This is a genomic window from Paenibacillus tianjinensis (assembly GCF_017086365.1).
In the GTDB taxonomy this organism is placed as follows: Bacteria; Bacillota; Bacilli; order Paenibacillales; family Paenibacillaceae; genus Paenibacillus_AQ; species Paenibacillus_AQ tianjinensis.
This window is the reverse complement of the sequence record NZ_CP070969.1, coordinates 3,062,328-3,076,082: the sequence shown is the minus strand read 5'-3', so window position 1 is coordinate 3,076,082 and position 13,755 is coordinate 3,062,328. Positions and strand designations below refer to the sequence as shown.

Here is a 13,755-nt window from a genome sequence, read left to right as displayed (position 1 = left end):
TATTCACCTCGACATAATCTTAACCACACTTAAAATTCAAAATTACAAATAAGGCATCGGGTTTACCGGCTTACCGTCAATACGAACTTCAAAATGCAAGTGTGGTCCTGTTGAGTTACCTGTGCTGCCGACCTCAGCGATTTTCTCTCCACGCTTAACCATTTGTCCTTTTTTTACTTTTATTCCGTTGTTACGGATATGAGGGTAAAGGGTCCAGAGGTTATTCCCATGGTCAATAATGACTGTGTTTCCATATCCTCCCCACCATTCCGCAACGATAACTACACCGTCTTCCGCCGCTTTAATATCTGTTCCTTCGGGAGCTGCCATGTCAACACCATTGTGCTTCTTCAATACACCTGTAATCGGATGTACCCTGGTGCCAAAGTTTGAAGATATACGAGCACCGGAAACCGGGAGCGCCATGGATCCACTATTCCCTTTAGAATCAACAGAAAACGTATAAACCATATTTGCTTTCAGCTTATTTTTTTCTTTCTCTAATGCCGCTCGTTTCGTTGCAATTCCTACTACCACTGCTTCCTGCTCTTCGGAGATAACCTCTGACTCCTCTAGATTAGCATTATATTTTACAATCAGCTGCTGCTTTTCTTCTTCTTTCTGTTCCAAAATATTCTTACGTGATTCAGCATTGGCATACAGTCCCTTTACTTTAGCATAGTCTGCTTCCAGTTGTTGCTGTTGCTGCTCAATCAACTCTTTGTCCTTCTTCTCTTCAGCCAACATCATGCGATCTTGATTTGCAATCGCCTGTAACGCATCGACTCGCTCCAGAAAATTCCTTAGGCTAGTTGACGATAACAGTACATCCAAATAAGAAACTCCCCCCTGTATGTACATGAGACGAATCCGCGATTCCAGCCAATCTTGTCGCTCCTCAATTCGCGCCTTGGTTTCATCTAATTCTTTCGAACTGTCACGTAAATCCTCTTCCGTTTTATCGATATCCGCAGATATGCGAGTCAGTTCCAATCCCACAGTCTCCATGTCGGCCAACACCTGCCGCAAATATTCTTGATTTTTATTTACATAATGCTGAGCTTCCTGTTTCTGTTTCTCCGATTCTTCTTGCCTTTCTTCAGCATTTTCGGCTTGCTGTTGAAGCTGAGCCAACTCTTTGTCGATTTGGTTTATCGACTTAGCATAGCTATGAGCAGGTTGAATAATGAGAGCCATTAAAGCGACAACTGTAATTGTAGATATCCATTTCTTCATTTCCATTTCTCCGTTCCAATCCATATATTGTAGCCCTCGACAATTCGCTTTTCTATCAATTTCCAGACCCCTATGAGAATTAACCCGATAATTAGTCCTAAACCAAGCCCTAGTAAAACACGAACGCCGGAAATATAGAGAGGCGTATGTAAGTGGGCAAACGTATCAATAATTGAAAGCTGTCCTATCGTACCTATAATGATCAATACTCTCGCAGCCCGATACCTTATACTCAAAAAGAATCCAAGCAGTAATAATGGATGCGCAATTAAAAACTCTTTGGTTCTTGGGCGAACGCCGAAAAACTGTTCCATCGTTCCGCGCAGCAGCATTTCGAGCGAAGAGGCTGTTCCACCATTTCCAGTGCGGGATAAATAATAATAGCCAACTGCTCCAATTGCTAATGCCGCCAGAACCCATACAACCGTAATTGGTGATCGCAGTATCTTTTGAAAATTCATTATCGATGACCGACTCATAAAAAAAACTGTATAAAGCGAAACGAGTGCAATTGGAGCAGTATGGAGCACACTTACTCCTCTAAACTGCTGGAGACGCAGATTATACGTAATATCACTCAGCAATCCGAATACAAAGGGAGTCGAAAGTAAAGTAATCAAAGTTGTCACAAAAAACAAAAAAACAGATATTTCAAGACGTCTTTTTATGCTAAAACCTTGCGGAAGCTTCCCATATTTCCTTGAGTATATATCAACACGCTTCATCGACCAAATCATTGCCAATGTTGAAGTGCTAATTCCTACGCCAAGTGCCAGTCCTTGCTCAACGAGTGCAGAAGAATACAAATAAAGCGCAACACTTCCAAAAAGCACGAGAAAAAAAGCTGGCAAAAGCAAAACAGGAAAAAAGGTACCTATAAGTAATGCAATGATTGCCACTGCCCCCAAAGCTATAACTGCTCTCAGTAGTTTATTCCCAGGAGGACTGGATCTTTCAAACTCCTTTGCTTCACCTGTTGAAAAACCCACAGATGATATTTTATCCTTGGCACCATTCGGAGACGCAATCGCTTTATATACATTATCCAGCGAATTTGTAATTTCAGATTTATCCTGGTTACGAACTACCGAACCGTTTAGATAAAACATTCTAACATTCCGGTCTTTTGCAGCAAGTAGAAACCTGTCCGCGATCACATCCGGTTTTAAGGCTGCGGCATCATTTTCCGACAGCGAATATAATCGCACTACGTTATATTCTACTAAATTAGCAAGCGTTTCAAATCCTGATTGCGGATTTTTCAGATTTTCAATAGCAGCCAATCCAATGTTGTATTTATTCAATAAATCCCCAAATGAGTATAACGTTCTCTTTTCTATCTGATCGCCAAACCCTTTTACAGCATTTCCATCGAACAGAATTCGCTTTACCCCAAGCTTTTGAAAATTAGCCAACATTCTCTCCGTAGCCTCTTGATCAAAAGGACGGTCCTGATCGGATATTCGAGGTATGATCCTAAATCCTTCATCATGAATCAGTTGTAATGACAATGGATCTGGTTCCATGGTTTTAATCAAAGCATTTTCAATAGACGTTTCTAATATTAACCCAGAACGTCCACCGAAGGTCCAGTTGCTTACATTAATATTATCTTTATTAAATCTTTTCTTAATAATTGGCCTCAGTGTGTTTTCTTCTTTTTCACCAGCAAACAGTACATATGTAAAGTTCCTATTTGAAATAGGGATGTTCTGCTGCAGTAAAGCAACTTGTGATTCATTATAAATATTAAGCCTTCCCGCCAGTAACAGATCATTTAAAGTTGACTCGTATACAGACATTGTGGTGATGCCTGCTTCTTGCATCGATACCAGTTGCATCTGTACAAACGTTTCTGGGTTAGGCTGGTATGAAGCTATTTGCAACAAATCACGGAAATCAAAAATAAATTCAATTTGTTTGGAGGTCTTCTCCATCATCCATCTAGAGTATCCCAAAGGCATTGCCGCAATTACACCCAAAAATACTGCAATCCACAATAACCGTTTAATGTAGCCATTCCATTTTTTAATCAAATCGATTTGCCACTCCTCCATACTTTCTCGGCGCAGATTGTAGTCTGTGCAATGTATTCACCTTTATATCCTGTTGAATATTATACTACATATAGTAGTTTAATGAATATGAAGTACAACTGTCAAATATCGAGTCCATTAAACAATATTCATTAAAGTAACTCAACTTTCGCAGGGGGAATATAAAAAGATAGAATTATTGTCATGAATTAGGACAATAAAGTTTTTAAAAAGACACTTTTGCGTATGATGAAGTGAACGTGTAGACGATCACTAAAACATGCGAGAAGTGTCTTTTTCAAACAAAAACAAATATTTATACGCAGCTGTAAATAAAGATTGATAGCATTACCTGTAGCATAAATAAAGATGCAGTCAACTTTTTCCAATTGAATAACGGTATGTTGATTTTTTTATTTGGTTCAATTAGCTGCATAAGTCGATAGTTTATTGCTTCATTGGCAAAATGAACTCCAAGAGCCTGATTTTTTAATTGTTCATTTTTCAACACCGCAAGTAATACATGAGAGATGGGAACCTCGCTTCCCATCCGTTTGATTGAATAGCGATCAGCAAGAAGTTCCATCCAGACCTTATAATGTTGGACCAATTCTTTTACTACAGGCAGAAAAGCAAGACAATCAGCCACAACGTTTAATATAAACAACTGTAAGGGATGGCGTGACTTATAATGATATAATTCGTGATAAATGATTGCTTCAAGTTCATTTTCATCAAATCGTTCTAAAACATAGGAAGAAAGAACAATTTTCGGCTTTAGGAACCCAATCGTCATGGCTATCATTTTGGTTTCATTTAAAATGACAAAGCGAATCTTCTCCAGCTTAAATTTTGCAACTACAGAATTAAACATTTCCAAGTCTCTGTAAGCATTTACGTATCGATTCCAGCTCCTATATAACCTCATTTGCTGTATAATATTCTTCCCGAATGCCGTCAATGAGAATATGACTAAGGCATTTAATACAAGTTCCCAAACAATATGATTAGTAAACGTATCTGCAACTAGTGCACTTATCATTTTCAAGAGATTAGACTTTATCGGCACGTCCTGTATTTGATGTAAAACATTATATCCAAGCAAAACGATAACTAATACACCGGTGATTCCCAAGGTGATTAATGCAAGCTTTGTTTGGCGAGGTAATCTCAGAGTTAAATATTTCATGGTTGGTTTTTCATCTCATCCAGCTTCTGAACCAATTTATCAATTAACTCTGGATCAGCTTTATCCAAATTATCGACAAGATGGCTTACCATTAAGGAACCGAAGTCTTCTATCAAGCCGTCCGTGACCACTTTGGTCTGTTCAATAATAAATTGCTCTCTATTTTGCGTCGGGGAGAAATAGGTGACTTTATTCCTCCCCTTTCCACTCGAATCTTTATGCAGGTGACCTTTGTCCGATAGCCGTACCATCACCGTCATGACTGCATTTAGTGATATAGGACTTTCATTATTAATGATCTCATGGACCTGTTTAATGGTAAGCTTTCCTTTCACCCAAAGAATCTCCATAATCTTTGTTTCCAGAGTGCCAAAGAACCGGTGCAGGCCCTCTTCATTTAAGTTAATTTTTTTCACTTGCACAAATTCAACCTCCATTCTTGATTACATTTTACCATGATTATGAGGAGGACATAACCCGAAAGTAATATCGACAGATAGATCATTCTGATAAATAGATTCTTCTAATAATATCCCCAAATAAGGGTTAGAAGCGTACCAAAGACTGTTACTAGGGCGACAAAGGCCCCATAGTATAACCCCGTATAAACTGCTTTCTTATCTTCACCTTCTCCAACATGCATAAAAACGCTCAATTGAATAATAGCTTGTAAAAATGCTGTGATTAGAAGGATCGTTGAACCCACTGCGAATGAGAGATCAAAGAAATAAACGGTTAAAGCCGCTGCTGTAAGAGTCAGTGAAAATACTAAACCCATTATTTGCTTCCGAGGAAAGAGTTCCCTCATCATTACATCATCCCCTTTAAAAAGACGAAGCTGAAAATGAAAATCCAGACAACATCAAGAAAATGCCAATAAAGAGAGAAAATAAAGGTTTTATTCGTTGTTTCAGGTGTTAACCCGCGCTTCATAATTTGAATAATTATCAACAGTCCCCAAACCAAACCAAAAGCAACATGCGCGCCATGGGTCCCTAATAGCGTAAATAAAATAGCTGTAAATCCACTTGTTTGAAGCTTCGCACCTTCATGCATATATACAATAAAGTCATAAATCTCAACGCCGATAAATCCTAAGCCAAGTAATAGAGTGATGATTATAAAAACAACACTTGCCTTTTGCCTTCCTAAACGCATGGCGTGAATTCCCAAACCGATTGTAAAACTACTTACTAAAAGCAAAACGGTTTCAGTCATTACAGGAATGATTTCAAAGATATCCGCTCCAGTAGGTCCATTACCCGTTCGATTAACTAATGTAAAGTAAGAGGCGAATAATGTCCCAAAAAGTGCAATTTCAGCTCCCAGAAAAATCCAAAAACCCATAATATTCAAACGATTTTGTTCTGTACTATATTCCAGCGGGAGCGACTGATCAATTTTCATATTCCGACTCCTCCCCGATTGCGTTCAGTTTTTTCAATTTCTTCAACTGTGATATATCGACCATGGTCTTGTTCAAATGATCGGTAGGCTAAACAAATGAAGATTCCGACGGTGGCAATAGTTGCAAAAATCCACAACCCAAATACAAATGCAAAGCCCCAGATAAAAAATATACCTCCAATAATAAATGGCAGCCCACTATTATTAGGCATGTGAATTTTTTCTAATGTACCATTGAAAAGATTATGGCCCTTTTTCTTGTAATCCCAAAATGCTTCACCAGAATTAACTGTTGGAATGATGGCAAAATTATATTCCGGCACTGGAGTGGAAGAGGCCCATTCGAGAGAACGAGCATCCCACGGATCTCCAGGTATATCTCTGGATGCGTAACGAGTGCTGTAATAGATGTTATATACGATTAAAACGAACCCTATTAACAGCCCAATTGCTCCGATAAATGAGATCATGTTCCATATACCAAATCCTGTAGATTCCGAATAGGTATACATCCGGCGCGCTTGGCCATTTAATCCAGAGATGAACATTGGAAAGAATGTCACACAAACACCGATTGAGATAAACCAAAACGCCCATTTTCCAATTCTTTCATTCAACATGAATCCGAACATTTTAGGCCACCAATAAGTGAGCCCAGCAATCATTGCAAATACTACGCCTGGAATAATAACGAGATGGAAGTGAGCCACCAAGAACATGGTATTGTGATACTGATAGTCAGCACTTGCCATTGCCAACATAACCCCTGTCACACCACCAATTGTGAATATAGGGATAAACCCCAAGGAATATAGCATAGGCACAGTAAATACAATTTTTCCTTTTCGCAATGTGAACAACCAGTTGAATATTTTAATTCCGGTAGGAACAGCGATTGCCATTGTCGTTACGGAGAAAATACTGTTGACTAATGCTCCTTGACCCATTGTGAAGAAATGATGAACCCAGACTAAAAAGGAAAGGATCGAAATAGCAACCATAGAGATGACCATTGATTTGTAGCCGTATAAGTTTCGTCGTGCAAATGTTGAAATAATCTCACTGTAAATACCAAATGCCGGTAAAATTAAAATGTATACTTCAGGATGTCCCCAAACCCAGAACAAGTTAGCCCAAAGCATATCCATACCGCCATTGGTCGTTGTGAAAAAGTTTGTTCCAAAAAGTCGGTCCATCGTTCCCATGGCAAGTGCCACGGTTAATACAGGAAAAGCAAAAACAATGATTAAATTTGTAATCAAGGCTGACCAAGTAAACATTGGCATTTTCATTAAGGTCATGCCGGGTGCTCTCATTTTTAGAATAGTTGTGATAAAATTTATCCCTGTGATTAACGTCCCTATCCCAGAGATTTGAAGCGCGAGCATATAATAATTTGTTCCTACAGATGCACTAAATTCAGTGCCCGCAAGCGGAAAATAAGAAGACCATCCCGAATCCGGAGAACCTCCAATGACAAAAGAGATGTTAAATAACATAGCCCCAAAGAAATATAACCAATAACTCAGTGCATTGAGTCGTGGAAAGGCAACGTCTCGAGCTCCGATCTGCAATGGCACAGCAAAGTTCATTAAAGCCATAATAAACGCCATAGCCATAAATATAATCATCACAACGCCGTGTGTTGTAAAGATTTCGTTATATTCTTTTGCACCAAGTAGCGTATTATCAGGCACAGCCGTCTGGGCACGCATCATAATGGCATCAGCTCCACCACGAAATAACATGATTAATGCAGATATAAGATACATAATCCCTATCCGCTTATGGTCCACTGTAGTTATCCATTCTCTCCATAAGTATCCCCATTTTTTAAAATAGGTTAAGCTTACAATGATTGCGATTATAGCAAGAGCGATAGCTACCATTGAGGCATAAATTGTAGGGCTTGGATTGGGTACAGCAAATCGATTGAAAAAATCCATACTCTTCGGCTCCTCTCAAGATTAAACATTTACACCAGGATTCTTACTGCCCCATTATTGAATCCCCATGATTCATTCCCTCCATGTTCGTATTGATTGGATTACTATCATTTGTGCCCTGAGTTGACTCATTTGAGCTTTCATTAGCAGTGTTAGACTCCTCACTATGGTGGCTTCCCGGAGGCGGCGAAAAACCTAAATGGGTTCCGGTGAATGTTGATTGTCCTAGATGGCCAGGTTCTAATAACTCATCAAATTTTGCTTCAGTGATTGGTTTTGCTGTCTCTTTCACTTCATCTACCCACTCGTCATATTCTTCCGGTGGAACTGCATTAACACTAAACGTCTGCTCCGCGAACCCTTCACCGGTAAAGTTTGCATTACGGCCAGTGTACTCTCCGGGAATGTCAGCGGCTAAATTTAATGTATTGACCATATCTGCCATCGCATACTTTTGCCCACCAAGTTGAGGAATCCAGAAGCTTGATATTGGCCCATAAGAATATAACTTGAATTGAATAGGTCTGTTTGTTGGAATATACAAATAATTGACGGTTTCAATATCCTCTTCCGGGTAACTGAAATGCCACTTCCAATTAGAAGATGATGCATAGATCACTAATGGTTCTTTGGAATACCCCTTGGGTACTGCTTCAACCTTAAAAGTAGAGACAATAGTAACAACTGACAAAAAAGCTACGATTAAAACAGGGATCGCTGTCCAAAGAATTTCAAGTTTTAGACTACCTTCAATATAGGGTGGTTCGTAGTCCTCATTCTGATTTGAGGCACGATACTTCCTTATAATGAACGCATACAATATGATTACAACAATAACAACCAAAGCCATTGTTCCAATTGAAACCCATATTACATTCGCTGTAGTTCGAGCTTGGGGCCCTTTAGGATCTAGTACTTTTAGTGGTTGACAACCCGTTAACAAAGCTGAAAAGACGAGTAGAATAGCCATAATTGTCCAGCGAAGCTTCATTTGAGCACACCTTTCTCTTGATTTTTTAAATACGTTACACAAAAGTCGCTTAGTTACTTCAGTTGATTAACTCTCTTGTCATTGCCTTTATACAAAACTTTCGTGACTCAATAATTGTACATAATTAAAACTACGATTTGTAGTATTAAAATTCATTCGTCACACGTTTTACACATAAACACTATTCAAAAGACACAAATTAGACATTTAATGCGAATTATCCAAATTAAATTAGTGATTTATCTCATATCCTTTAACGTGAAAAGATAAATAAATCGTTCTTATTAAGTTTTCTGTTAGCGAAACACAAAAAAGGACTGTCATCGAGGTTAGATGATAATCCTTGGCCATCATATTATGCTTAATCTCCAATTGCATCCTCCTTCTGTTTTTCAAATCATTTTCAGTAATCAGTTAAGAAATATCCTGTTACGATAATATCTAAAAAAGCTACCTCTGTAAAAGATCGAGGCAGCTCTCAGCTGAAATTAAGATAAAGAACACAATTCCATTTTACATATAAACTTACTATCCCCTGAATAAATTAATGTATCTCGCTAGTGACCTTATCAAATATGGATTTGCCCAGCACTCTTCGTGCTGTCACATATCTATTCTTGTAATATCCTTCAGATAAACTGCTTATAGTTACTCCCTTACTACTTGAAGAGTGAGCAAATTTATTTTCCCCCATATAAATACCCGCATGTGAAATTCCTCTACCATTTGTATTAAAGAAAACCAGATCCCCAATGCGCAGATTTTCTTTTGCCACGTAGCTACCAGATTTAGCTTGTGTTTGTGAAGTCCGCGGTAAATCCAGCTTATAATTATCCATAATATGTAATATGAAGCCTGAGCAATCAAAACCCGTAGTAGTAGATCCACCATACTTATATGGGGTTCCAATTACCTCGCTTACCTGACTCTCAATCATAGTTTGATTAGCATATGTGCTAGTAGCAATGGCACCAAACAATACCGTTGCGCCTAAAAAGGATAGTAACATTCTTTTCAAAAAATATCCCTCCCTAAGTTCGTATCCAATATTCTGAAACACCTTCTAACAACATTCTCGATGGTGTGACATCTTACGTTTATGACATTAAGTTGTTAATATTTTGTCACCTTACACATTGTAGTATATTCCTTTTTGTTTTGTCAACGTCTATTCAACCACATGATTATCTGAATTCCACCAGTAGGTTAAATGTATTAGCATTGTCCCGTGAATAAAAACAATCAATTATACCCACAATATCTTTGTATTTAAATTCACCGAAAGGAATGAAAAGTAATGTCAGATCACGAATGGCAACATATTCATATCCCAGAGCATTATGAATTTGTAGCCCACGGAGCCCATGTTGACCTTGGCGAACATGAACAAGCTCACATTGGTTTTATCAAGGCAGGGGAAGGCGAAGTTTATCCACCAGGATTTCCACCCACACTGGAAGTTCCTCATGGACTCCATTGGGTAGGCATCCCTGGCCATTACGACAAACATGAAGATCACGGACACTTTCAAGCACCCCATTGGGGACTACACGGAAAACATTAAAAAAGTAAGAGGGGATATTTGAACTGTAACCCATAAGATGTACACTTTAAAAAAGTGTCCAACTTACGGGTTACTTGTGTTTTAACTAGATTAATCAATGAGCGGGGAAAGAGAAATGGAGAAAAATAGAAATATGTAAACTTAACAATGAATATGCCGGTTGGAAGCCCTTCCAAACATCCTTCATGTATCGGAAAAGAACCATATTTACTCTCCCACCTTTAAGCACGCAGCCTTAAGGCTTACCAAGCTTTATACTACCCATGGTAATCTTCTAGCAGGCTGCATTTACCGGATAATTTAGGCAAAAAAAATGAACTCTCCACCGAGGAAAAACTCCGACGTACATAGGTTCAGATGAAGATGAACCGAAGAAAGCCGCAACGCCGGAAGGCTTCAGACGAAAATCGCTATTTACTCATTAAAAAGCACTACGCAGCTCATGGGACTTGTCCATTCTGTGGATGCGCCAAATTAAAGCGGGAGCCTGGAAAAAATCCTCTTGTCGGGTCCAGCAAATCCATGTCGCGAAAGGGAACCTCGAACAAGGACTGCCAAGCTGTAAACAAACTTCGGCTCGTTGTTACCTCGTTAATATATTTCATTGGAGACATCACCGGGATGTGCTCATTCTTAAGATTCGCATGGCATTCAAGACCGCAATCACGGTCACGCCTACATCTGAAAATACTGCTTCCCACATAGTAGCAAAACCAAAAGCGCCTAAGAGTAAAAATATCGCTTTTACGCTTAATGCAAAGATGATATTCTGCCAAACAATCCGTCTGGTTCTCTTAGCAATTCGTATAGCTGTCGAGATTTTCGAGGGTTCATCTGTCATAATGACAATGTCAGCTGCTTCTATAGCGGCATCCGACCCTAATCCACCCATGGCTATACCCACATCTGCCCGAGCTAACACTGGAGTATCATTAATACCGTCACCAACAAAAATTATTTTTTCTTTAGGCGATTTACTCTGCATCAACTTCTCAATCTCTTCCACTTTATGCTGTGGCAGTAACTCTGCATGCACTTCATCTATACCTAGCTGCTGTCCAACCGAATCGCCAACGGCTTTGGCGTCCCCTGTCAACATCACGATTTTCTTTATGCCTAGTTCTTTTAACGAACGAATGGCCTTTGCGGAATCGTCTTTTATTTCATCCGAGATGACAATATACCCCGCATACTTTTTTTCAATTGCAACATGAATAACCGTTCCTGCCTCATTGGGCGTTTCAAAAGATATACTGTACTTGTTCATTAGCTTGATGTTACCGGCTAAGACCTCTTTCCCCTGAACCTTTACTTGTATGCCATGTCCCGAGATTTCATTATAACCCTCCAGTTGATCTTCCCTGATCTCCTTCCCGTAGGCGACCCGTATGGACTCAGCGATAGGGTGAGTTGAATGCAGCTCCGCAAATGCCGCGTATTCAAGAAGTTCGTCTTTTGATAATTCTCCGGCAGGATTAATACCAGTAACTTTAAAGGCTCCCTTAGTGAGTGTTCCTGTCTTGTCAAATACAACATACTTAACATTGTTTAAGGCTTCCAAGTAGTTGCTGCCCTTGACAAGAATACCTGTCTTGGATGCTGCTCCAATCCCTCCAAAAAAACCCAGCGGTATAGAAACAACAAGCGCACAAGGACAAGATATGACCAAAAAGACAAGCGCCCGGTAGATCCAATCTGAAAAGGTAGCCCCACTTAAAACCAGGGGAGGTACAACCGCCAGAAGTAAAGCGACGATGACAACAACCGGTGTATAGTAACGTGCAAACTTAGAAATGAATTTCTCAGTCGGCGCTTTCTTACTGCTTGCATTTTCGACTAGTTCCAGTATTTTGGATACTGTCGATTCACCAAACAGCTTGGTCACTTCCACAGTTAAAACTCCGTTTTTGTTAATGAAACCGCCCAGGACTTCACTCTTCACTTCAACTTCCCGAGGCATAGATTCACCGGTTAGTGCGGATGTATCTACCGCTGAGCTCCCATCAATAACTACTCCATCCAATGGTACCTTTTCACCGGGCTTGACAACAATGTGATCTCCTATGTTAACCTCTTCTGGCGTCACCCGTTTCGTTTCGTTTCCTATTTTTAAGTTTGCATAATCGGGCCTGATATCCAACAATGCACTAATGGATTTACGGGATCGATTAATGGCAATACTCTGAAATAACTCCCCTACTTGGTAAAAGAGCATTACAGCTACACCTTCAGGATATTGCTGGATAGCAAACGCGCCAATTGTAGCCACTGACATTAAAAAGTATTCATCAAACACTTGACCACGAAGGATATTTTTAATCGCCTGCAGGACAATATTACCACCGATGACGAGATATGCTATTGAAAATAATACTACTTCCCACCAACCAGATAATGGGAATATTATTCCAATTGCGGCGAGTACTGCACCGACGGTCAAACGAATTATCATAATCTTATTTTTTCCTTTACCACTCATATGCGAATGACCTTCATGTCCATCGCCATCGTGCTTTTTTTTATGTTCCTCTTTTTTTTGATCCACTCGTTCATTCCCCCTTCTCATTAATATCAATGTTACACTTTAAACTTCGAACTTTTTGAGTCATGTGATTGCTTCCGAAGTCTGAACCTTAGGTCTTTTTACACCATTTTCGATTTTCATGGCACAATTGACGCAATCTGGTTCCACAAATAACAACACACCCGTCACGCCCCTTTAGATTGATACAATTAAATTAACCCTTTTCGCAAGAAAAATTCATGATTACATGCTCATGCATCAACTCGGGTAAAAATAGCATTCTGATTAATTAAACAAGCATGTTATACTAGAAATTATGTTATTTAGCAAAGAAAATTGGAATATTGAAACACCCAGCAAATGAGTGAACAGAGCTTTCTTGTTGGGTTCAGAAAAGGAAGTAGTCATTGCTCTGTCCTGGCAGGCTTAATAAATCTCTCCATGATGACAATGGCTGCCGCTATCTTTTATCAAACAGGGAACTCTCAAGTAGCGAATATAGAATCTGCCTTTTAGATCTTAACTCCATTACTCGGATCTGCAGCCGCTAGCGCGTTTTTGATTTTAAATTACTCGCCTCTGGCATTTCAAGCTCCACAAGTGGACAATGTCCGGTAAAGTCATCATGCACGGTTTTGTGCGATTTACCATCCCCGGTTGGCTACGTCGTGTTATTTCCATGTTACCTGCAGTTATTATTGTTTCGCTGGGACTTGATCCAACACGAACTTTAGTCATTAGCCAAGTCGCCTTAAGTCTTATCCTGACAACACCCGTTATTACTTTGATTTACTTCACGAGACGCAAAGATCTCATTGGCATCTAAGTTAATAAACCTATTGTTAATGTAACAGCATTCCTT

Annotated in this window: 11 protein-coding genes and 1 pseudogene; 2 read left to right on the top strand and 10 right to left on the bottom strand. The window is 39.4% G+C overall.

Annotated features, from left to right (window positions below; all coding sequences use genetic code 11):
* Nucleotides 1-42 precede the first annotated feature (42 nt).
* From JRJ22_RS13570 to JRJ22_RS13530, 9 genes are all read right to left on the bottom strand, one after another.
* Complete coding sequence (locus JRJ22_RS13570) at nt 43-1,236, bottom strand: murein hydrolase activator EnvC family protein (protein ID WP_054940706.1); 1,194 nt, start codon at nt 1,234-1,236, stop codon at nt 43-45.
* Nucleotides 1,233-3,293 carry a DUF5693 family protein gene (locus JRJ22_RS13565; protein WP_206104895.1) on the bottom strand — a complete coding sequence of 687 codons (2,061 nt, stop codon included), beginning with the start codon at nt 3,291-3,293 and terminating at the stop codon, nt 1,233-1,235. Before JRJ22_RS13565 ends, JRJ22_RS13570 begins: the two co-directional genes overlap by 4 nt.
* Nucleotides 3,294-3,588: 295 nt before the next feature.
* Nucleotides 3,589-4,461, bottom strand: a complete 873-nt coding sequence (locus tag JRJ22_RS13560; protein WP_054940703.1) for a M56 family metallopeptidase — start codon at nt 4,459-4,461, stop codon at nt 3,589-3,591.
* Nucleotides 4,458-4,883 carry a BlaI/MecI/CopY family transcriptional regulator gene (locus JRJ22_RS13555; RefSeq protein ID WP_054940702.1) on the bottom strand — a complete coding sequence of 142 codons (426 nt, stop codon included), beginning with the start codon at nt 4,881-4,883 and terminating at the stop codon, nt 4,458-4,460. The genes JRJ22_RS13560 and JRJ22_RS13555 overlap by 4 nt, the downstream gene beginning before the upstream one ends.
* Before the next feature lie 101 nt (nt 4,884-4,984).
* Complete coding sequence (qoxD, locus tag JRJ22_RS13550; RefSeq protein ID WP_054942081.1) at nt 4,985-5,269, bottom strand: cytochrome aa3 quinol oxidase subunit IV; 285 nt, start codon at nt 5,267-5,269, stop codon at nt 4,985-4,987.
* A gap of 2 nt (nt 5,270-5,271) precedes the next feature.
* The gene (gene qoxC / locus JRJ22_RS13545) at nt 5,272-5,868 is read right to left on the bottom strand and encodes a cytochrome aa3 quinol oxidase subunit III (RefSeq protein ID WP_054940701.1); all 597 of its coding nucleotides are present in this window, start codon (nt 5,866-5,868) and stop codon (nt 5,272-5,274) included.
* Entirely contained in the window at nt 5,865-7,814 is a 1,950-nt protein-coding gene (qoxB, locus tag JRJ22_RS13540) for a cytochrome aa3 quinol oxidase subunit I (RefSeq protein WP_054940700.1), read from the bottom strand. The genes qoxC and qoxB overlap by 4 nt, the downstream gene beginning before the upstream one ends.
* A gap of 43 nt (nt 7,815-7,857) precedes the next feature.
* A complete protein-coding gene (gene qoxA, locus JRJ22_RS13535; RefSeq protein WP_054940699.1) occupies nt 7,858-8,805 on the bottom strand; it encodes a cytochrome aa3 quinol oxidase subunit II in 948 nt (315 codons plus the stop codon).
* 544 nt (nt 8,806-9,349) lie between these two features.
* On the bottom strand, nt 9,350-9,823 hold the full coding sequence (locus JRJ22_RS13530; protein ID WP_054940698.1) for a C40 family peptidase: 474 nt from the start codon (nt 9,821-9,823) through the stop codon (nt 9,350-9,352).
* Between the two features lie 279 nt (nt 9,824-10,102).
* On the opposite strand from JRJ22_RS13530, the gene JRJ22_RS13525 reads away from it, so the two are divergent.
* The gene (locus JRJ22_RS13525; RefSeq protein ID WP_148449090.1) at nt 10,103-10,369 is read left to right on the top strand and encodes a hypothetical protein; all 267 of its coding nucleotides are present in this window, start codon (nt 10,103-10,105) and stop codon (nt 10,367-10,369) included.
* A 613-nt stretch (nt 10,370-10,982) separates the two neighbouring features.
* Here the strand turns inward: JRJ22_RS13525 and JRJ22_RS13520 are convergent.
* Nucleotides 10,983-12,860: pseudogene (locus tag JRJ22_RS13520) on the bottom strand (heavy metal translocating P-type ATPase); the annotation flags it as partial.
* Between the two features lie 640 nt (nt 12,861-13,500).
* Between JRJ22_RS13520 and JRJ22_RS29245 the strand changes: the two are divergent.
* Complete coding sequence (locus JRJ22_RS29245; protein ID WP_245237352.1) at nt 13,501-13,719, top strand: divalent metal cation transporter; 219 nt, start codon at nt 13,501-13,503, stop codon at nt 13,717-13,719.
* The last annotated feature ends 36 nt before the right edge of the window (nt 13,720-13,755 follow it).

Bases quoted from the DNA above. Each gene is read 5' to 3' on its own strand.
- qoxA (WP_054940699.1), bottom strand. From the start codon at position 8,805: ATGAAGCTTCGCTGGACAATTATGGCTATTCTACTCGTCTTTTCAGCT.
- JRJ22_RS13570 (WP_054940706.1), bottom strand. From the start codon at position 1,236: ATGAAGAAATGGATATCTACAATTACAGTTGTCGCTTTAATGGCTCTC.
- JRJ22_RS13565 (WP_206104895.1), bottom strand. From the start codon at position 3,293: ATGGAGGAGTGGCAAATCGATTTGATTAAAAAATGGAATGGCTACATT.
- JRJ22_RS29245 (WP_245237352.1), top strand. From the start codon at position 13,501: ATGTCCGGTAAAGTCATCATGCACGGTTTTGTGCGATTTACCATCCCC.
- qoxB (WP_054940700.1), bottom strand. From the start codon at position 7,814: ATGGATTTTTTCAATCGATTTGCTGTACCCAATCCAAGCCCTACAATT.
- qoxC (WP_054940701.1), bottom strand. From the start codon at position 5,868: ATGAAAATTGATCAGTCGCTCCCGCTGGAATATAGTACAGAACAAAAT.
- JRJ22_RS13560 (WP_054940703.1), bottom strand. From the start codon at position 4,461: ATGAAATATTTAACTCTGAGATTACCTCGCCAAACAAAGCTTGCATTA.
- qoxD (WP_054942081.1), bottom strand. From the start codon at position 5,269: ATGAGGGAACTCTTTCCTCGGAAGCAAATAATGGGTTTAGTATTTTCA.
- JRJ22_RS13525 (WP_148449090.1), top strand. From the start codon at position 10,103: ATGTCAGATCACGAATGGCAACATATTCATATCCCAGAGCATTATGAA.